This window comes from Gordonia sp. IEGM753, assembly GCF_050321825.1.
GTDB lineage: Bacteria > Pseudomonadota > Gammaproteobacteria > Pseudomonadales > Pseudomonadaceae > Aquipseudomonas.
This window is the reverse complement of sequence record NZ_JBNQGB010000001.1, coordinates 442,669-461,773: the sequence shown is the minus strand read 5'-3', so window position 1 is coordinate 461,773 and position 19,105 is coordinate 442,669. Positions and strand designations below refer to the sequence as shown.

Genomic DNA, 19,105 nt, shown 5'->3' with positions numbered 1-19,105 from the left:
TTCTCCACAACGAAATATTGGCTTAACACAGACCCGACAGTGTCGTGGATCATCCGATCTGACCGCAAGCCCAAAACAAAGGCCGCATGACAACCCGTGGGTTTTCATGCGGCCTTTTGTGCAGCGCTTTTAAGCCTTGGCGGCTGGACGCTTGTCTTCAACCTTCCATTTACCGCCGTCGTAGAACGCCTTCCATCCCGTCGGCTTGCCGTCGATTTCAGTCTGCACGTACTGCTCTTTGGTCTTGCGGCTATAACGGATCACGGCAGGCAGACCATCCGGGTCTTTCTTCGGCGCATCGCAGAGGAAATGGTACTTCGGATCGATCTCGTCTTTGTGCGGCACAATTTCCATGACCAGCGGAGCACGCGTCTCGCGGTTTTTAGGGAACTGGCTGGCCGCCAGGAACAGGCCAGACGCGCCGTCGCGCAAGATGTAGGTGTCGTTGACCTTTTCGCACTTAAGCTCCGGCATCTTCACCGGGTCCATCTTCGGTGGCGCCGCGTCACCGCTCTTCAGCAGTTTGCGGGTGTTCTTGCAGGTCGGGTTGGTGCAGCCGAAAAACTTGCCAAAACGGCCAGTTTTCAATTGCATCTCGCTGCCGCACTTGTCGCACTCAAGGCTTGGACCTTCGTAGCCTTTGATGCGGTAAGTGCCCTCTTCGATTTCGTAGCCCGCGCAATCCGGGTTGTTACCGCAGATGTGCAGCTTGCGCTTCTCGTCGAGCAGGTAAGCATCCATCGCGGTACTGCAAATTGGGCAACGATGTTTGCCGCGCAGCACCAGCGATTCCGACTCACCCTCATCGTCCGCAGCGATTTCATCACCCGGCACCAGGTTGACCGTGGCTTTGCAGCGCTCTTTTGGCGGCAGGCTGTAGCCTGAGCAACCCAGGAACACACCGGTCGATGCGGTACGGATCTGCATCGGACGGCCACAGGTCAGGCACGGAATATCGGTCATGACCGGTTGGTTGGCACGCATGCCGTTTTCCGGGCTTTCAGCAACTTCCAGTTTTTTCTTGAAGTCGCCGTAGAACTCGTCCAGCACGTTTTTCCAGTCGCGCTCGCCTTGAGCCACGTCATCGAGGTTCTCTTCCATCCCGGCCGTGAAGCCGTAGTCCATGAGATTGGAGAAGCTCTCGGATAGACGCTCAGTGACGATGTCGCCCATCTTTTCCGAATAGAAACGACGGTTGTGCAGCGCAACGTAGCCGCGATCCTGGATGGTGGAGATGATTGCCGCATAAGTCGAAGGACGACCGATGCCGCGTTTTTCCATCTCTTTAACCAGGCTGGCTTCAGAGTAACGCGCCGGTGGCTTGGTGAAGTGTTGGGTCGGATCAAGCTTGATCAGCTTCATCGCGTCGCCCTGAGCCATGTCCGGCAGAACATCGTCATCGCCAGGCTTGGCAATTTGCGGCATGACGCGGGTGTAACCGTCGAACTTCAGGATACGGCCCTTGGCGCGCAGCTCGAAATCACCGGCACCCACGGTAACCGTGGTCGACAAGTATTGCGCTGGCAGCATCTGGCAAGCCAGGAACTGGCGCCAGATCAGCTCGTAGAGCCGCTCTGCATCACGCTCCATGCCCGACAGCTTGCTTGGCTCGGTGTTGGCGTCAGACGGACGAATCGCTTCGTGAGCCTCTTGTGCGCCTTCCTTGCTGCTGTAGACATTCGGTGTTTCCGGCAGGTACTTCTTGCCGAACTCGCTTTCAATATAAGTACGCGCCATCGTCACGGCATCGGCCGAGAGGTTGGTGGAGTCGGTACGCATATAAGTGATGTAGCCGGCTTCGTACAAACGCTGGGCCATCATCATGGTTTTCTTCACACCGAAGCCCAGGCGGTTACTCGCGGCCTGCTGCAGGGTGGACGTGATGAAGGGCGCAGAAGGTTTGCTGCTGGTCGGTTTGTCTTCGCGCTTGACGATGCTGTAGCTGGAAGCCTTGAGCTTCTCCAGCGCGGCCATCGCCTGAGCTTCGTTCAGCGGTTTGAACGCTTCACCTTTCTCGCGAGCTACGTCAAAGCGCACGGTAGCGCCCTTCGCGGTACCGAGGTCGGCGTGCACTTCCCAGTATTCTTCCGGGTTGAACGCACGAATTTCGCGTTCACGCTCGACCACCAGTTTCACGGCAACCGATTGCACGCGACCGGCGGACAAGCCACGGGCGATTTTGGCCCACAGCAGCGGCGAAACCATGTAACCCACCACGCGGTCGAGGAAACGACGCGCCTGCTGGGCGTTTACACGATCAATGTCCAGCTCGCCGGGTTTGGAGAAGGCTTCCTGAATCGCCTTCTTGGTGATTTCGTTGAACACCACGCGCTTGTAGCGGCTGTCGTCACCACCGATGGCTTCGCGCAGGTGCCAGGCAATGGCTTCCCCCTCGCGATCCAAGTCGGTTGCGAGATAGATGGTGTCAGCATCTTTGGCGAGCCGGCGCAGCTCTTCGATGACTTTTTCCTTGCCGGGGAGGATCTCGTACTGGGCTTTCCAGCCATGTTCGGGATCGACACCCATGCGCGAAACCAGCTGCTTGCGCGCCTTTTCTTTCGGCGTGAGCACCGGACCTTCACCCGCGGCGGCCTTGCCGCGCTTGGCGGCAGGCTCTTTGCTGGCGCTAGCCGAACCGCTGGTGGGCAGGTCTCGGATATGGCCGATACTCGACTTCACCACGTATTGGTTACCCAGATACTTGTTGATGGTCTTGGCCTTAGCCGGGGATTCCACAATGACCAGCGATTTGCCCATGGATCAGAAAATTCCTGAATTCTAGAAGTGAAAGGCGGTTGGCGCCTGACGCGGCACCGCTATATATAGTGGCTACAAGGTGAGGTCAAGCGCAGGGTTTTGCGCGCACTCAGCTTATGGCTTCGAAAAAAGGCTCGGTTCAGCTTGCACCAAAGCAAAGCGTGGCACCTGTTCGCCGTCAACCTCGACCGACTCCAGGAACATGCTCAAGGGACGCACCCAAAAGCCGTAATCGCCATACAGGGCTTGGTAGAACACTACTTCCTCTTCGGTTTCCGAGTGACGCGCAACATTGAATACGCGGTACTGCGGACCTTTATAATGTTGGTAGAGCCCAGGTGATATCGGCATGCTTTGGCCCTCACTCAAATCATTTCAAATAAAAATAAAAAATAAATTCTGAAAAACAAAAACCGGGGCACTTGGCCCCGGCTTCCATCAACGAGACGCTTAAACGCGTTCGAAGACGGTGGAGATGCCTTGGCCGAGACCAATGCACATGGTGGCTACCCCAAAGGTGCCGCCATTTTGCTTCATCACGTTCAGCAAAGTGCCTGAAATTCTCGCGCCTGAGCAACCAAATGGGTGACCGAGGGCGATGGCGCCGCCGTGCAGGTTAACCTTCTCGTTCATCTTGTCGAGCACTTTCAGATCTTTCAGCACTGGCAAGGCCTGTGCGGCGAAAGCTTCGTTGAGCTCAAAGAAGTCGATATCGTTAATGCCAAGACCCGCGCGCTTCAGTGCTTTTTGTGTGGCCGGTACTGGACCATAGCCCATGATTGCCGGATCCACACCTGCCACTGCCATCGAACGAATCACCGCCATAGGCTGGATGCCCAGGTCTTGTGCACGTTGCGCCGACATCACGATCATGCACGAAGCACCATCAGTGATCTGCGACGAAGTACCGGCTGTCACGGTGCCGCCCTTTGGATTGAAAGCAGGCTTGAGAGCCGCGAGGCTTTCCAGGGTGGTTTCCGGACGAATGGTTTCATCGTAGTCGAACAGTTTCAGGAAACCGTTCTCGTCGTAACCCTGCATCGGGATGATTTCATCTTTGAACTTGCCTTCCACAGTCGCCTTGTGGGCGAGTTGGTGGGAGCGCACGCCGAAAGCGTCCTGCTGTTCGCGAGTGATGCCGTGCATTTTGCCCAGCATTTCAGCGGTCAGGCCCATCATGCCCGAGGCTTTCGCCGCGTACAGGGACATGTGCGGGTTAGGATCGACACCGTGCATCATGCTCACGTGGCCCATGTGCTCGACGCCGCCGACCACGAACACTTCACCGTTGCCGGTCATGATCGCTTGCGCGGCCGTGTGCAGCGCGCTCATCGAGGAGCCGCACAAACGGCTGACGGTCTGGCCGGCAGCAGTGTGCGGGATCTGCGTCATCAGGGAGGCCATGCGGGCGATGTTCCAGCCCTGCTCCAGGGTCTGGTTTACGCAGCCCCAGATCACGTCTTCCACTTCGTTCGGATCGACCTTGACGTTGCGTTCCAGCAATTTGCTGATCAGGTGCGCCGACATGTCTTCTGCGCGGGTGTTGCGGTGCATGCCGCCCTTGGAGCGGCCCATCGGAGTACGACCGAAGTCGACAATCACGACGTCTCTTGGATTCAAGCTCATAAAATTTCACTCTCGCTCAAGTGTTGGGACGCTTAACCGAAGAAACGTTGGCCGGTTTTGGCCATTTCACGCAGTTTTTCGGTCGGGTGGTACAGCGCGCCCAAATCAGCGTACTGGTCAGCCAGGGCAACGAACTCTGCAACACCGATCGAATCGATGTAGCGCAGCGCACCACCACGGAATGGAGGGAAACCAATACCGTAGACCAGACCCATGTCGGCTTCGGCAGCAGTTTCGACGATGCCATCTTCAAGGCAACGCACGGTTTCCAGACACAACGGGATCATCATCCAGTTGATGATGTCTTCGTCAGTGACTTCGCGCTGCTCGTAAACGATTGGCTTGAGCACTTCCAGCACCGACGGATCGGCCACCTTCTTCTGCTTGCCTTTCTTGTCGGTTTCGTAAGCGTAGAAACCTTTGCCATTTTTCTGGCCCAGGCGCTTGGCTTCGTACAGCACGTCGATGGCCGAACGGCGGTCATCCTTCATGCGGTCCGGGAAACCTTCAGCCATTACGTCCCGGCCATGGTGACCGGTGTCGATGCCGACCACGTCCATCAGATACGCCGGGCCCATTGGCCAGCCGAATTTTTCCATGACTTTATCGATACGGACGAAGTCCACACCGGCGCTGACCAGTTTGGCGAAACCGCCGAAGTACGGGAACAGGACACGGTTGACCAGGAAGCCCGGGCAGTCGTTGACGACGATCGGGTTCTTGCCCATTTTCTTGGCGTAGGCAACGGTGGTGGCAACTGCCAACTCGCTGGACTTCTCGCCGCGAATTACTTCAACCAGCGGCATCATGTGCACAGGGTTGAAGAAGTGCATGCCGACGAAGTTTTCCGGGCGCTTGAGGGCTTTCGCCAGCAAGGTAATGGAAATGGTCGAGGTGTTGGACGCAACAATGGTGTCTTCTTTGACGTGACCTTCGACCTCAGCCAGCACTGCTTGCTTGACCTTCGGGTTCTCGACAACCGCTTCGACCACCAGGTCCACGTGACCAAAATCACCGTAGGACAGGGTTGGACGGATGCCGTTGAGCACCTCAGCCATTTTCGCAGCAGTCATGCGACCCTTGTCAACGCGGCTCACCAACAGCTTGGCGGCTTCAGCCAGACCCTGCTCGATGCCGTGCTCGTTGATGTCTTTCATCAGGATCGGCGTGCCTTTGGAGGCCGACTGATAAGCGATACCGCCACCCATGATGCCGGCGCCCAATACCGCGGCCTGCTTCACGTCTTTGGCGATTTCGTCGTAGGCCTTGGCCTTTTTCTTCAGCTCCTGGTCGTTCAGGAACAAACCGATCAAGCTCTGCGCGGCGGAGGTCTTGGCCAGTTTGACGAAACCTGCAGCTTCGACTTCCAGCGCTTTGTCGCGACCGAAGTTCGCCGCTTTCTGAATGGTCTTGATCGCTTCAACCGGCGCCGGGTAGTTCGGGCCCGCCTGGCCTGCCACGAAACCTTTGGCGGTTTCGAACGCCATCATTTGTTCGATCGCGTTCAGCTTCAGCTTTTCCAGCTTCGGCTGACGCTTGGCCTTGTAGTCGAACTCACCGGAAATGGCGCGTTTGATCAGCTCAAGTGCTGCTTCCTGCAGTTTTTCCGGCGCAACGACTGCGTCCACTGCGCCGACTTTCAGCGCGTCTTCAGGACGGTTTTCTTTACCCGCAGCAATCCACTCGATGGCATTGTCGGCACCGATCAGACGCGGCAGGCGCACAGTACCGCCGAAGCCCGGGTAGATGCCCAGTTTGACTTCTGGCAGGCCGATCTTGGCCTTGGTGGACATGACGCGGTAATCCGCTGCCAGGCACATTTCCAGACCGCCACCCAGAGCGATGCCGTTGATCGCGGCAACCGTCGGAACGTTGAGGTCTTCGAAATCGCTGAAAATCTTGTTGGCTTCCAGGTTGCCAGCGACAAGCTCCGCATCAGGCAACTTGAAGTTTTCGACAAATTCGGTGATGTCGGCGCCGACGATGAATACGTCCTTGCCGCTGCTGACGATCACACCCTTGATCGAAGCATCTGCCTTGATGGTGTCTACGGCCTGACGCAATTCGTTCAGGGTTAGACGGTTGAACTTGTTGACGGACTCACCCTTGAGGTCGAATTTCAATTCGACGATGCCACTTTCAAGAGCCTTAACCGTGATGGCTTTACCTTCGTAAATCATCAACTGATCTCCACGATATGGAAGCTGAACAGTACACGTCGGACGCAGGCGAATGGCTTGGCAGGACGCTTTTTCGTCGATGCTAACGCCAATCCACCCGTCACACCCGCCAACGCGATAGTCGGGATTCTGTAGGAGCGATGCTCAATGCAAACGCTCAATTCATACGCCCGTTTGATTTGGGTACGTCACCTTCACGGAATTTCTTACAATTGTCAATCGCCCAAAATACGGGCCGAAAGACGACTTTGCGGTCATTTCCGCGCAGCAAGGATGTTCAACACGCATCTGCATGTGAAGTCATTCATAGGATCAATAGTTAGAAAAGTCGCCCTAATACGTGGCAACCCGTGGGCAACCCGCTACGCTGGCGGGACCTGGAGGAAAAATTTACGCATTGCAGTGAGCTCAGCGTAAGATCAGCTCCCAATGGAATTACCGGCCTGCCTGGCCAACCCAGCCCGATGAGTTTGTCGGGCTTTTTTATGGGCGCTGGAAATAGGTCTCGCGCCATTGCAGCACGAGATCCACTTTTTTATGCGAGCGCCTTGAGTACATCATCAATGGCTTGCAGAACGGTCGCTTCACCCTTTTCGCCCCAGTAGAGGGCAATCATTTGCTTGTCGGCTTCGACTTTGTAGACATTCGCCGGCAATTTTTCGAAATGATTCAGTAATGCTTGATCTTCACACACTTCCTGCCACTGATTGACCCACACTCCCGGCGCTTTTTGCCAATAGGCCCAGCATGCAGGACGATTGCCACGCCGCGGTCGATGGTATTGCGCACAAGGGCTTGGCGGCTCCTGACTCAGCCAGTGTGGCCATTCCTGAGGCGCCAGTTGCATGGCCAAACCAATGCGTCGTGCCTCCATGCGTAATGCCATGCGACCACTCTGATGGCGGGACGGCCGCAGCCATGCCAATGGACTCAAGACCACCAACAGGATTGACATCACTATCAAGACCGTCATATCTGTACCCCCGATTCTTGACGAGCGCTTTGAGTCACTTTGCAACCAATGCGCTTGAAACCAGCCATACTTATCAACATTGCAATCCTCAGGAGGAGCACCTCATGCCCTACCACCATATTCTGGTCGCTGTAGATCTAACCGAAGAGTGCGATCCTGTTATCCACCGCGCTCGCGAGTTATCGGTGAGCAACGGCGCGAAGTTGTCTCTTGTGCACATCGTCGAGCCAATGGCCATGGCCTTTGGTGGTGACGTCCCCATGGACCTGTCCCAGTTGCAGCAACAGCAATTCGATCAGGCCAAAGAGCGCCTGGACCGTTTGATCCTGAAGTACCCGGAGCTCACCAAGGAATACAGCCACCTGACTTATGGGCAACCACGCCAGGAAATACATCACCTGGCCAAGGAACAAGGGTGTGACATGATCGTTGTTGGCAGCCATGGTCGTCATGGCCTGGCATTGCTGCTGGGCTCAACCGCCAACGATGTGCTGCACGGCGCGCCTTGCGACGTGCTCGCGGTACGCCTGGTCAAAAACTGACACACCCTGTGGGAGCGGGCTTGCTCGCGAAGACGGCTTGTCATTCAGCGCATGTGTTGAATGTTAAATAGCCTTCGCGAGCAAGCCCGCTCCCACATTGGATCTACGCCAGCCCAGTAAATCGCTTTGCATATGAAAAGCCCGGCGCTCATCACTGAGCGCCGGGCTTTTTCATAGCAGGATCAATCAGGCGTCCAGTTCAGCCCAACGCTCGACCATCACATCGAGTTCAGCCTGCAACTGCTCCAACTGAGCAATCACAGCAGCCGTCTCGGCAGCAGGACGCTGATAAAAACCTGCGTCCGCCATTTGCGCTTCGACGGCAGCAATCTGTTGCTCCATGGCTTCGATCTGCGCTGGCAACATTTCCAGTTCACGCTGCAGCTTGTAGCTGAGCTTTTTCTTCGCCACCGGCGCTTCGGCTGCAGCAACCGGTGCCGCTTCTGCCGTCACAACAGCGGAAGTGAGGTCGGCCTTACCGGACTTGCTCTCGGTCACGCCCAGCAGGCGCGGCGAGCCGCCCTGACGCAGCCAGTCCTGATAGCCGCCCACGTATTCACGAACCTTGCCTTCACCTTCGAAAACCAACGTACTGGTGACCACGTTATCGAGGAATGCCCGGTCGTGGCTGACCATCAGTACGGTGCCGTTGAAGGTCAGCAGGACCTCTTCCAGCAGTTCGAGTGTTTCCACATCGAGATCGTTGGTCGGTTCGTCGAGCACCAGCAGGTTGGCTGGTTTGCTGAACAGTTTTGCCAACAACAGACGGGCACGCTCGCCGCCGGAAAGTGCCTTCACCGGGGTGCGGGCACGCTGCGGGCTGAACAGGAAGTCGCCGAGATAACTCAGCACATGACGGCTCTGACCATCGATATCGATGAAGTCGCGACCTTCCGCAACGTTATCAATAACGGTCTTCTCCAAGTCCAGTTGATGGCGCAACTGGTCGAAGTAGGCCACGTCGATGCGCGTCCCCTCTTCCACTGTGCCGCTGGTAGGTTGCAGACCGCTGAGCATCAGCTTCAGCAGCGTGGTCTTGCCGGTACCGTTTGCGCCGAGCAGACCGATGCGGTCGCCGCGCGTCAGGACCATCGAGAAGTCCTTGATCAGGAACGGGCCGCCCGGATGCGCGAAACTCACGTTCTCGAGGACCATCACCTGCTTGCCGGACTTGTCAGCGGTGTCCAGCTGAATGTTGGCTTTACCGGTGCGTTCACGGCGCTCGCTACGCTCCACGCGCAACGCTTTCAGGGCGCGCACACGGCCTTCGTTACGGGTGCGACGCGCCTTGATGCCCTGGCGAATCCAGACTTCTTCCTGGGCCAGTTTTTTATCGAACAGCGCGTTGGCGGTTTCTTCTGCGGCCAACGAGGCTTCTTTGTGCACGAGGAAACTGGCGTAGTCGCCGTTCCAGTCGATCAGGCCGCCGCGATCCAGTTCCAGAATGCGCGTCGCCAGGTTTTGCAGGAATGAACGGTCGTGCGTGATAAACAGCACAGCCCCCTGGAAATCCTTCAACGCTTCTTCAAGCCAGGCAATCGCGCCGATGTCGAGGTGGTTGGTTGGCTCATCGAGCAGCAGCAAGTCGGGCTCTGACACCAGTGCTTGCGCCAGCAGGACGCGACGACGCCAGCCGCCGGACAATTGCGAAAGGGTCTTGTCGGCCGGCAACTGAAGACGGCTCAAGGTGCTGTCGACCAGTTGCTGCAAACGCCAGCCATCGCGCGCTTCGAGGTCGTGCTGGACGTGCATCAACTTATCCAGATCGGCGTCGGTCACGATGTTCTGGCTCAGGTGGTGATACTGCGCAAGCAGCTCACCGACGCCGTCCAGGCCTTCAGCTACCACGTCGAACACGGTCCGCTCGTCGGCTACCGGAAGTTCTTGCGGCAATTCGCCAATCTTGAGACCGGGCGCACGCCAAACGGAGCCCTCATCGGGCTTCTGGTCGCCCTTGACGAGCTTCATCATGCTGGACTTGCCAGTGCCGTTGCGGCCGATGATGCACACCCGCTCACCACGGGCGATCTGCCAGGACACCTTGTCCAACAACGGCATAGCGCCGAAAGCAAGGGACACATCGCTGAATTTGAGCAGGGTCATGAGCTTCTCCAAAAACCGGGCGCGCATTCTACCTGACTTGAGGCCTTATAAGGCCGGCAATTTCAATGTCGAAGCACTCTGCATAACATTTGTGGTGATCTTGCACCGACGGGCCCTCAAACCTTTCGCCCGTTGCTGGCAAAAGGCTAAGCTACAGATTATTCAGTGCGGGCATTGCTCGCACTTGTCATGATTTCTCTGCCCGGATGTCTCATGCGCAGTCGCCTTTTCAGTCTTTTATCGTGTTTGCTACTTTCCGCCACTGCTGTTCAATCCGCCCAGGCGGTGGATCTGTCCACCCAACGCCAATATTACGATGAGGCCAAGCGTGCATTGGCCAAGGGCGATACCGGCCCTTATTTCCGTTACAGCCAAGCCCTCAGCGACTATCCGCTGGAGCCTTACCTTGCGTACGATGAACTGACTGCCCGACTTAAATCGGCCAGCAATGAAGAAATCGAAAAATTCCTCGCCGAGCACGGCGACCTGCCACAAGCCAACTGGATGAAGTTGCGCTGGTTGCGCTGGCTGGCCGATCGCGGAGATTGGGCGACCTTCGTCAAGTACTACGACCCCAAGCTGAACTTTACTGAACTGGACTGCCTGAATGCGCAGTACCAGATCGGTCACAACCAGAAAGCAGAAGGTTATGCCAATGCCGAGAAGCTCTGGCTAACCGGTAAATCCCAGCCAGCGGCATGCGATGCCTTGTTTGGTATCTGGGCAGCCGAGGGCCAGCTGACCGAGCAAAAACGCTGGGAGCGCGCCAAGCTTGCAGCCCAGGCCCGCAATTATCCGCTGGCCAACAGCCTGGTCAATGGCCTCACCACCCTTGCCCCGCGCGGCCGCTTGCTGGTGGATGTGGCGCAGAAACCGGAACTGCTCAACCAGCCCTCACGCTTCACGCCTGCCGATGAGTCAATGTCTGATGTGGTCAGCCTCGGCCTGCGCCGCCTGGCGCGCCAAGACCCGGACAAGGCCATGGACTTGCTCGATGGTTACGCCAGCAGCATGCATTTCTCACGCGATGAAAAAGTCGCGATTGCCCGGGAAATCGGCCTGACACTGGCACGCCGTTTCGACCCCCGCGCACTGGACGTAATGACCAAATACGACCCGGAACTGCGCGACAACACCGTGTCCGAATGGCGCTTGCGCTTACTGCTGCGCCTGGCGCGTTGGGACGATGCCTATCAGTTGACCCGTCGCTTACCGCAAGACCTGGCGACCACCAATCGCTGGCGCTACTGGCAGGCTCGCAGCCTGGAACTGGCGCAGCCGCAGAACCCACAAGCGCAGACGCTGTACAAGAGCCTGGCTCGCGAGCGGGACTTCTACGGATTCCTCGCTGCCGACCGTTCACAGTTGCCGTACTCGCTGATCAACAAGCCATTGGTGTTGAGCCAGGCGCTGATCAACAAAGTGCGCAACACACCCGGCGTGCGTCGCGCCCTGGAGTTTCACGCTCGCGGGCAGATCGTCGACGGTCGTCGCGAGTGGTACCACGTCAGCCGTCATTTCAATCGTGACGAAATGGTCGCCCAGGCCAAACTTGCCTATGACCTGAAATGGTATTTCCCGGCGATTCGCACCATCAGCCAGGCCCAGTATTGGGACGATCTGGACATTCGCTTCCCGATGGCTCACCGCGAAACATTGGTCCGTGAAGCCAAGGTCCGTGGCCTGCACTCAAGCTGGGTGTTCGCCATTACCCGCCAGGAAAGCGCATTCATGGACGACGCTCGCTCCGGTGTCGGCGCCAGCGGCTTGATGCAATTGATGCCTGGCACCGCCAAGGAAACCGCACGCAAGTTCAGCATCCCGTTGGCCTCGCCGCAGCAAGTGCTCGATCCGGACAAAAACATTCAGCTCGGCGCCGCGTATCTGAGCCAGGTGCACAGTCAGTTCAACGGCAACCGTGTTCTCGCCTCCGCCGCCTACAACGCCGGGCCAGGCCGAGTACGCCAATGGCTGCGCGGTGCAGATCACCTAAGCTTCGATGTCTGGGTGGAAAGTATTCCGTTCGACGAAACCCGTCAGTATGTGCAAAACGTGTTGTCGTACTCGGTGATCTACGGCCAAAAACTCAACTCCCCACAGCCGCTGGTGGATTGGCATGAACGGTATTTTGACGATCAATAATCGTTTGTGAACGTGCTTTAGCCCTGAACGAAAATGCCCGCATCAATTGATGCGGGCATTTTTGTTAGAGCGAGATCAAAAGATCTCAGCCTCGCTTCACTCCACCGCTCCTACCCTTGCAGTCCGGTCTCGACCTTGCCTTCACTAAACTGCAACGCCGCCAGTCGTGCGTACAACGCATTGCTCGCAATCAGCTCTTGGTGCGTGCCCACCGCAACCAGTTTCCCCTGATCCATTACCGCAATTCGGTCGGCGTTTTTTACCGTGGCCAGCCGGTGAGCGATGACCAGCGTGGTGCGGTTTTTCATCAGGCTCGGCAGTGCTTGCTGAATCAAGTGCTCACTTTGAGCATCGAGGGCGCTGGTGGCTTCGTCGAGCAGCAAAATCGGGGCGTCCACCAGCAATGCCCGGGCGATGGCCAAGCGTTGGCGCTGGCCTCCGGACAACCCGAGGCCGCCATCGCCCAAATGGGTCTGGTAGCCATTGGGCATTTGTTCGATGAAATCATGCGCGTAGGCAATTTTCGCCGCCTCTTTCACCTGCGCCAACGTCGCCGCTGGATTGCCGTAGCGAATGTTCTCCTCGATGCTGCCGAAGAACAGCGCCGGGTTTTGCGAAACCAGGGCGAAACAACGGCGCAAGTCGAGTGGGTCGAGTTGGGTCAGCGGCACACCATCGAGCAGGATGCGCCCGTCGGCAGGGTCGTAAAAACGCAGTAGCAGATCATAGACGGTCGATTTTCCTGCACCGGAAGGCCCCACCAGCGCCAGCGTTTCACCCGCATTGACGGTCAGGCTGAGACCATTTACGGCATAGCTTTGCGGACGCGAGGGATAGGAAAACCGCACGTCTTGCAGCACCAGATCGCCCTTCACACGCTCGGGCAGCGTCACCAGCCCGGTGACGGGTGGCTGGATGATATTTTCCGAACGCAGCAACTCGGCAATGCGTTCGGCAGCACCGGCGGCGCGCTGCAGCTCGCCGATCACTTCGCTCAAGGTGCCGAACGCACTGCCGACGATCAGGCTATAAAAAACAAACGCGGCCAACTCACCACCGGAAATACGCCCGGCGATCACGTCCATGCCACCGACCCACAGCATCACGCCGACGGCCCCCAGCACCAACACGATCACCAGCGTGATCAGCCATGACCGCTGCACGATGCGCTTGCGGGCGGTGTTGAAGGCATCTTCCACCGTCACCGAAAAACGTTGTTCGTCCTGGACTTGATGGTTGTAGGCCTGCACGGTTTTGATCTGGCTAAGTGTTTCGGAAACGTAGCTGCCGATATCGGCGATCCGGTCCTGACTCAGGCGCGAAAGGCTGCGCACCCGGCGCCCGAAAATCAGAATGGGCGCAATCACCAGCGGCAGCGCCACCACCACGATGCTGCTGAGTTTGGGGTTGGTGATAAACAGCAACACGATGCCGCCGATGACCATCAGCAGGTTGCGCAGAAACAGCGAGAGTGAAGAGCCAATCACCGATTGCAACAGCGTGGTGTCGGCGGTCAGGCGCGATTGAATCTCGGAGCTGCGGTTATCTTCATAGAAGCCCGGATGCAGGTAAACCAAATGATTGAACACTTGGCGACGAATATCCGCGACCACCCGTTCGCCAATCCATGACACCAGGTAAAAACGTGCAAAGGTGCCAATCGCCAGCGCCAAGACCAGCACCATGAACAGCCCAATCGATTGATTGAGCAAATGCGGCGAGCGGGTCATGAACCCTTGATCGACCAGTAGACGAATGCCCTGCCCCATCGACAAGGTAATCCCCGCGGTGAGGATCAATGCCAGCAGCGCACCCAACGCTTGCCAGCGATAAGGCGAAAGGAAACGACTGGACAGGCGAATGGCGCGACGGTGACGGGCAGAGAGCATCGGGATATCCATGTGCGCAATTGATGGGTGAGCGTACACAGTTCAATGGGGTGGAACTCTGTAAATCACAATGAGTCAGGTTAAATATGACCGCAATGACTAGGCCCTAGACGCTATTGGTCTAAAGTCCGGGTGGCAACGACGCGGTATTTCTGGTGGACTGATACTGCCGCTCCGGAAAGATCGCAGGGAGTTGTCACAGCCCGGTCACCTGACGGTTTTACAGTAAGCACACAACCTGAAGAGGAGACAGGCCATGTCCTTGCAAAACAGCAGCGACGACAAGATTGAAGTGATCCGCACCCAACCGCACCAGTCTCTGGGTTGCTCGATAATTGACGAACACGGGCGCGAAGTACCGATCACTGAAGACATGATCCAGGACGCCTGCCGCGAACTGGAGAAGCGATTGGTCAAGCCTGCCAAACAAGATTGATATAGCCACCGTCTTCTTGACCCGGCCCTGATGGCCGGGTTTTTTGTGGGTGCTTGTCCGGGAACCGGGGCGCGGCCATCGCGAGCAGGCTCACGACCACAGCGCACCGTGTGTTCGTGTCGAGTGGGCTTGCTCGTGAATGGGCACGGGCTCTCTAGACTGGCAAAGCACCCAACGCCGCCACGATCCGCTGCAATGCCGGCGAATCCCCTTCAATGCGCACCTGCAAGCCATCAATCTCGCGACGCAACGGATAATGCTTGCGCAGCGCATCGAACGCCGCACGTTGCTCACTCACACTGCCGACCAAGCTGCGGCGAAAGTCCGCGTCATCGCGGCGCGGGTCGTATACCCCACGACACAACATCGCCAATGCCCAGGCGGGATCGCTCTCGGCATTCAAGGTCACTTGCGACAGCCACGGTGCAGGCAGCAAGTCACTCAGGCTGACCTCAGCCGGTTGCCCGATGAAATCGCAATAGGCCTGATAAATCTGCGCCGTGCCCCGCTGTTTGCCGTCAAGGCTGTAACCGGCAATGTGCGGCGTTGCCAACACGCAGAGTTCGGCCAGTGCCACGTCGACTTCGGGCTCACCTTCCCAGACATCCAGCACCGCTTGCAGGTCTTCACGCTGCAGCAACACATCGCGCAGGGCGGCGTTGTCCACCACCGGGCCGCGAGCGGCATTGACGAGCCAAGTGCCGGGTTTGAGCTGATTCAAACGGTCTTTATCAAACAAATGCCAGGTCGATTGCCCGCCGTGCTTTTTCAGCGGCGTGTGCAAACTGATGACATCACATTGTTCGATGATCTGCTCAAGGCTGACGAAGTCGCCACCTTCAGCCGCTTGTCGTGGCGGATCACAGACCAACACCTTCCAGCCCAATCCCTGCAGAACCTTGACCAGACGACCACCCACTTCACCGGCGCCGACAACGCCGTAGGTGCGCTGAGCCAGCTCGACGCCTTCGATTTCAGCCAGCGTCAGCAGACTGCCAAGCACATAGTCGACGACGCCGCGCGAATTGCAACCGGGGGCACTTGACCAGGTGATGCCCGCTTGCTGAAAGTAATCCAGGTCAAGGTGATCGGTGCCTATGGTGCAGGTGCCGACAAAACGCACGTTGCTGCCTTCAAGCAATGAACGATTGACGTTGGTTACCGAGCGCACCAACAGCACATCCGCCTGTTCGACGGTGGCGCGGTCGATGGAGCGCCCCGGGACCCGGCGGATTTCGCCGAAACGTTCGAAGAAGGCATCGAGCAGCGGGATATTTTCGTCGGCAACAATCAGCATGGCAGGCTCCTTTAGCGGATCGGCAGTGTAGGCGGAGTTGGCGGTGATGAGCCACTGAGGATGCACAAACAGGCGAAATACGATTACAAATCCCTAACACAGCTGTTTTCCTGACTGCTGCGTCAAGGCGTAGAATGCGCCGCCTCGCGCATTAATACCTTTTGGACGTTCCGCCCTTGAATTCCGTGACTGATCACCCCGCCGCCGTATCCCTCACCCGCCCGGCACGGGTTCGCCTGGAGCTGAAAAACCTGCTCGGGCTGGCATTGCCGATCATGATCGCGCAACTGGCGACCACCGCCATGGGTTTCGTGGATGCGGTGATGGCCGGCCGCGTTGGCCCGCGAGACCTTGCGGCAGTCGCTCTAGGCAACTCGATCTGGGTACCGGTGTTCCTGCTGATGACCGGCACCTTGCTGGCGACCACGCCAAAAGTCGCGCAACGTTTCGGGGCTGGCACCCACAGCGAAATCGGGCCGATTGTGCGTCAGGCGCTATGGCTGGCCCTTGTGGTGGGCCTGATAGCGACCGGCATGCTCTTGAGCGCCGAACCGATACTGCGCTTCATGAAAGTCGATCCCGAGCTGATCGGCCCCTGCATGCAATACCTGCACGGCATCGCCAGCGGTTTGCCCGCCGTCGCGCTATATCATGTGCTGCGTTGTTTCAGTGATGGCCTGGGACGCACGCGACCGGCCATGGTATTGGGCCTGTGCGGACTCGCGTTGAACATCCCGTTGAACTACATCTTCATTTACGGCCACTTCGGTGTGCCGGCGATGGGCGGTGTCGGCTGCGGCTGGGCCACGGCCATTGTGATGTGGGTGATGGCGCTGGGCATGGCCGGTTGGGAGCGCTGGGCTCCGGCTTACCAATCGAGCCAGTTGTTCAGCCGGTTTGACTGGCCGCAGTGGTCGGCCATCAAGCGTTTGCTGGGTATCGGACTGCCGATTGGCATCGCGGTATTCGCCGAATCGAGCATTTTCGCGGTGATCGCACTGCTGATCGGCAGCCTCGGCGCCACTGTCGTCGCCGGCCACCAGATTGCGCTGAACTTCAGTTCGCTGGTGTTCATGATTCCCTATTCCCTGGGCATGGCCGTGACCGTACGGGTCGGTCAGGCACTTGGCCGGCAGGAACCGCGCGAGGCACGTTTCGCCGCAGGCGTCGGCATGGGCACGGCACTGGCTTATGCGTGCATTTCGGCCAGCATGATGTTGTTGTTTCGCGAGCACATCGCGAACATCTACACCTCGGATCCGACGGTGATTCACGTCGCCGCGATGTTGATTGTGTATTCGGCACTGTTCCAGTTTTCGGATGCGATTCAGGTGACAGCCGCCGGCGCATTGCGCGGTTATCAGGACACGCGTGTGACCATGATCCTGACGTTGTTCGCTTATTGGGGAATCGGTTTGCCGGTAGGTTACGCGCTGGGCCTGACCGACTGGTTCGGCACCCCAAGCGGCCCGAGCGGCCTGTGGCAAGGTTTGATCGTGGGCTTGAGTTGTGCAGCGTTGATGCTGTCGATCCGCTTGGCGCGCAGCGCACGCAAGCGGATCCGCATCAGCAAGTCGGCGGGTTAAGCGAGTTTCTTGCGAATCCAGTAGAGGTAGGTGCCTGCCTCTTCATGCTGCGCCACCAGTTCATGGTCCAGAAACACACAGAACTTGGGTATGTCGCGGCGCGTCGACGGATCGGTCGCGATAACCTTCAGCAAGCCGCCAGGCGCCAGATCACGAATGTGCTGGTGCAGCATCATCACCGGTTCCGGGCAATTAAGGCCGGTGGCATCAAGGGTGCCGTCAACCGGCGTATCAATCATTTCACTCATGATTCACTCCTGAAACTGGCCGGCATTATCGCGCAATGCCGGCCGTATCGTCATTTTCGCCCTGATCGCGATGGCGGTCGATCAGCCAACGTGGATGTTGGATGAGACGCCCGCATCGCGAGCAGGTTCGCTCCCACAGGGGTTGCGAGCCTCGAAAAATCAGCGGGACTTGGGTTTCTTCACATCTATCCGACGCAAGTGGCAGGTCACTTCTTCGCGGTCGTGGTACAGCTGCTTGCAACCAATCTCGACGCGAATGCCGCGTTCCTTGAAGCCTTCGGCAATGCGCTCCAGCAAGCGTTTTACTTCGGCGTAACGCTGCTTCATCGGCAACTTCAGATTGACCACCGCCTCGCGGCAGTGCCCCTCGCCGATCCACTCTTCCAGCATCGCGGCGTTGCGCGCTGGTTTCTCGACGATGTCGCACACCATCCAGTCCACCGGTTGCCGAGGCTTGAAGGTGAAGCCGTCAGCCATCAAGTGCTGCACCAGCCCTGTGTCCATCAGGCTTTCAGCCATCGGGCCGTTATCAATCGCGGTCACCAACATGCCGCGATTCACCAGTTGCCAGGTCCAGCCACCGGGCGCAGCGCCGAGGTCAACGCCCGTCATGTCGCTGTGCAGACGCTCATCCCACTGATCGCGCGGGATGAAATGGTGCCACGCCTCTTCCAGCTTCAACGTTGAACGGCTTGGCGCGTCTCGCGGAAACTTCAATCGCGGTATGCCCATCGGCCACATCGCCGAGTTGTTCGACTCCGCCAGCCCCATGAATACCTCACGGCCACTCTTGAAGGTCAACAGCAAGCGTGGCTTGTGCGGGTCTTCAACCAATTTGCCGGCCGCCATCAGCGCCTTGCGCAGGTGGCCTTCGAATTTCTTGCAAAAATTGGACAGCTCCTTGCCGTCATTGGTGTCGACCATTTCCAGCCACAGGCTGCCACACAGCGGGAAGTCAGCCATGTGCGCCAGGATCACGCTGATGCGATCGGTTTCCGGCAAATCGATAAAAATACCGCGAGCCCACTGACGAGGGAAAATCAGCTCGGCGAACCGCTGGCCGCGCATCAGGCGCTCGGCACCGTCTTCTTCGGTGCAGATAAATTCAGCATAGGCACTGGCGGTTTTGGCCTTGGCATAGCCCGCCACGTTCAGGCGCGCAGCGTGTTCGGAAATCTCTGAACAGACTTCACCTTCGAAGCCCGGACGGCAATGCATAAAAAGGGTGTTCATTCTTACTCCTGGGCAGATGGCGAGAAATTCAACCACTGCGCGATGCCAAGGATTGCGTTGAAGCAATGCCTGTCACGAAAACCGGCGCATGAT

14 protein-coding genes are annotated in these 19,105 nt (G+C 57.9%); 4 read left to right on the top strand and 10 right to left on the bottom strand.

Annotated elements, in window-relative coordinates:
* Positions 1-129: 129 nt before the first annotated feature.
* From topA to ACQR3R_RS02040, 5 genes are all read right to left on the bottom strand, one after another.
* Positions 130-2,757, bottom strand: coding sequence for a type I DNA topoisomerase (topA, locus tag ACQR3R_RS02060; protein ID WP_428270257.1), 2,628 nt, complete (start codon positions 2,755-2,757; stop codon positions 130-132).
* Positions 2,758-2,871: 114 nt separating this feature from the next.
* Positions 2,872-3,108 carry a DUF1653 domain-containing protein gene (locus ACQR3R_RS02055; RefSeq protein ID WP_428270256.1) on the bottom strand — a complete coding sequence of 79 codons (237 nt, stop codon included), beginning with the start codon at positions 3,106-3,108 and terminating at the stop codon, positions 2,872-2,874.
* Positions 3,109-3,207: 99 nt separating this feature from the next.
* Complete coding sequence (gene fadA / locus ACQR3R_RS02050) at positions 3,208-4,383, bottom strand: acetyl-CoA C-acyltransferase FadA (protein ID WP_428270254.1); 1,176 nt, start codon at positions 4,381-4,383, stop codon at positions 3,208-3,210.
* Positions 4,384-4,415: 32 nt separating this feature from the next.
* Positions 4,416-6,563, bottom strand: a complete 2,148-nt coding sequence (fadB, locus tag ACQR3R_RS02045) for a fatty acid oxidation complex subunit alpha FadB (RefSeq protein WP_428270253.1) — start codon at positions 6,561-6,563, stop codon at positions 4,416-4,418.
* Positions 6,564-7,098: 535 nt separating this feature from the next.
* Positions 7,099-7,536 carry a hypothetical protein gene (locus tag ACQR3R_RS02040; RefSeq protein WP_428270252.1) on the bottom strand — a complete coding sequence of 146 codons (438 nt, stop codon included), beginning with the start codon at positions 7,534-7,536 and terminating at the stop codon, positions 7,099-7,101.
* Positions 7,537-7,640: 104 nt separating this feature from the next.
* On the opposite strand from ACQR3R_RS02040, the gene ACQR3R_RS02035 reads away from it, so the two are divergent.
* Complete coding sequence (locus ACQR3R_RS02035) at positions 7,641-8,078, top strand: universal stress protein (protein WP_428270250.1); 438 nt, start codon at positions 7,641-7,643, stop codon at positions 8,076-8,078.
* A gap of 186 nt (positions 8,079-8,264) precedes the next feature.
* Here the strand turns inward: ACQR3R_RS02035 and ACQR3R_RS02030 are convergent, their stop codons facing one another.
* Positions 8,265-10,181 (bottom strand): ATP-binding cassette domain-containing protein, encoded by a 1,917-nt coding sequence (locus ACQR3R_RS02030; RefSeq protein WP_428270249.1) that lies wholly within the window; start codon positions 10,179-10,181, stop codon positions 8,265-8,267.
* Positions 10,182-10,394: 213 nt separating this feature from the next.
* On the opposite strand from ACQR3R_RS02030, the gene ACQR3R_RS02025 reads away from it, so the two are divergent.
* On the top strand, positions 10,395-12,323 hold the full coding sequence (locus ACQR3R_RS02025; protein ID WP_428270247.1) for a transglycosylase SLT domain-containing protein: 1,929 nt from the start codon (positions 10,395-10,397) through the stop codon (positions 12,321-12,323).
* A 110-nt stretch (positions 12,324-12,433) separates the two neighbouring features.
* Here the strand turns inward: ACQR3R_RS02025 and ACQR3R_RS02020 are convergent, their stop codons facing one another.
* A complete protein-coding gene (locus ACQR3R_RS02020) occupies positions 12,434-14,212 on the bottom strand; it encodes an ABC transporter transmembrane domain-containing protein (RefSeq protein WP_428270246.1) in 1,779 nt (592 codons plus the stop codon).
* 256 nt (positions 14,213-14,468) lie between these two features.
* Here ACQR3R_RS02020 and ACQR3R_RS02015 point away from each other — a divergent pair, with 256 nt between their 5' ends.
* Positions 14,469-14,648 carry a PA1571 family protein gene (locus ACQR3R_RS02015; RefSeq protein WP_428270245.1) on the top strand — a complete coding sequence of 60 codons (180 nt, stop codon included), beginning with the start codon at positions 14,469-14,471 and terminating at the stop codon, positions 14,646-14,648.
* Between the two features lie 154 nt (positions 14,649-14,802).
* Here ACQR3R_RS02015 and pdxB read toward each other — a convergent pair whose 3' ends face one another.
* A complete protein-coding gene (gene pdxB / locus ACQR3R_RS02010; protein WP_428270244.1) occupies positions 14,803-15,945 on the bottom strand; it encodes a 4-phosphoerythronate dehydrogenase PdxB in 1,143 nt (380 codons plus the stop codon).
* 185 nt (positions 15,946-16,130) lie between these two features.
* On the opposite strand from pdxB, the gene ACQR3R_RS02005 reads away from it, so the two are divergent.
* Complete coding sequence (locus ACQR3R_RS02005; protein ID WP_428272590.1) at positions 16,131-17,531, top strand: MATE family efflux transporter; 1,401 nt, start codon at positions 16,131-16,133, stop codon at positions 17,529-17,531.
* Here ACQR3R_RS02005 and tusA read toward each other — a convergent pair.
* A complete protein-coding gene (tusA, locus tag ACQR3R_RS02000) occupies positions 17,528-17,779 on the bottom strand; it encodes a sulfurtransferase TusA (protein WP_095052036.1) in 252 nt (83 codons plus the stop codon). The genes ACQR3R_RS02005 and tusA overlap by 4 nt on opposite strands.
* 159 nt (positions 17,780-17,938) lie before the next feature.
* Complete coding sequence (gene rlmM / locus ACQR3R_RS01995) at positions 17,939-19,012, bottom strand: 23S rRNA (cytidine(2498)-2'-O)-methyltransferase RlmM (RefSeq protein WP_428270242.1); 1,074 nt, start codon at positions 19,010-19,012, stop codon at positions 17,939-17,941.
* Positions 19,013-19,105: the final 93 nt, after the last annotated feature.

Excerpts from the sequence above, each read along its gene's own strand:
- topA (WP_428270257.1), bottom strand. The coding sequence starts at position 2,757 with ATGGGCAAATCGCTGGTCATTGTGGAATCCCCGGCTAAGGCCAAGACC.
- ACQR3R_RS02055 (WP_428270256.1), bottom strand. The coding sequence starts at position 3,108 with ATGCCGATATCACCTGGGCTCTACCAACATTATAAAGGTCCGCAGTAC.
- fadA (WP_428270254.1), bottom strand. The coding sequence starts at position 4,383 with ATGAGCTTGAATCCAAGAGACGTCGTGATTGTCGACTTCGGTCGTACT.
- fadB (WP_428270253.1), bottom strand. The coding sequence starts at position 6,563 with ATGATTTACGAAGGTAAAGCCATCACGGTTAAGGCTCTTGAAAGTGGC.
- ACQR3R_RS02040 (WP_428270252.1), bottom strand. The coding sequence starts at position 7,536 with ATGACGGTCTTGATAGTGATGTCAATCCTGTTGGTGGTCTTGAGTCCA.
- ACQR3R_RS02035 (WP_428270250.1), top strand. The coding sequence starts at position 7,641 with ATGCCCTACCACCATATTCTGGTCGCTGTAGATCTAACCGAAGAGTGC.
- ACQR3R_RS02030 (WP_428270249.1), bottom strand. The coding sequence starts at position 10,181 with ATGACCCTGCTCAAATTCAGCGATGTGTCCCTTGCTTTCGGCGCTATG.
- ACQR3R_RS02025 (WP_428270247.1), top strand. The coding sequence starts at position 10,395 with ATGCGCAGTCGCCTTTTCAGTCTTTTATCGTGTTTGCTACTTTCCGCC.
- ACQR3R_RS02020 (WP_428270246.1), bottom strand. The coding sequence starts at position 14,212 with ATGCTCTCTGCCCGTCACCGTCGCGCCATTCGCCTGTCCAGTCGTTTC.
- ACQR3R_RS02015 (WP_428270245.1), top strand. The coding sequence starts at position 14,469 with ATGTCCTTGCAAAACAGCAGCGACGACAAGATTGAAGTGATCCGCACC.
- pdxB (WP_428270244.1), bottom strand. The coding sequence starts at position 15,945 with ATGCTGATTGTTGCCGACGAAAATATCCCGCTGCTCGATGCCTTCTTC.
- tusA (WP_095052036.1), bottom strand. The coding sequence starts at position 17,779 with ATGAGTGAAATGATTGATACGCCGGTTGACGGCACCCTTGATGCCACC.
- rlmM (WP_428270242.1), bottom strand. The coding sequence starts at position 19,012 with ATGAACACCCTTTTTATGCATTGCCGTCCGGGCTTCGAAGGTGAAGTC.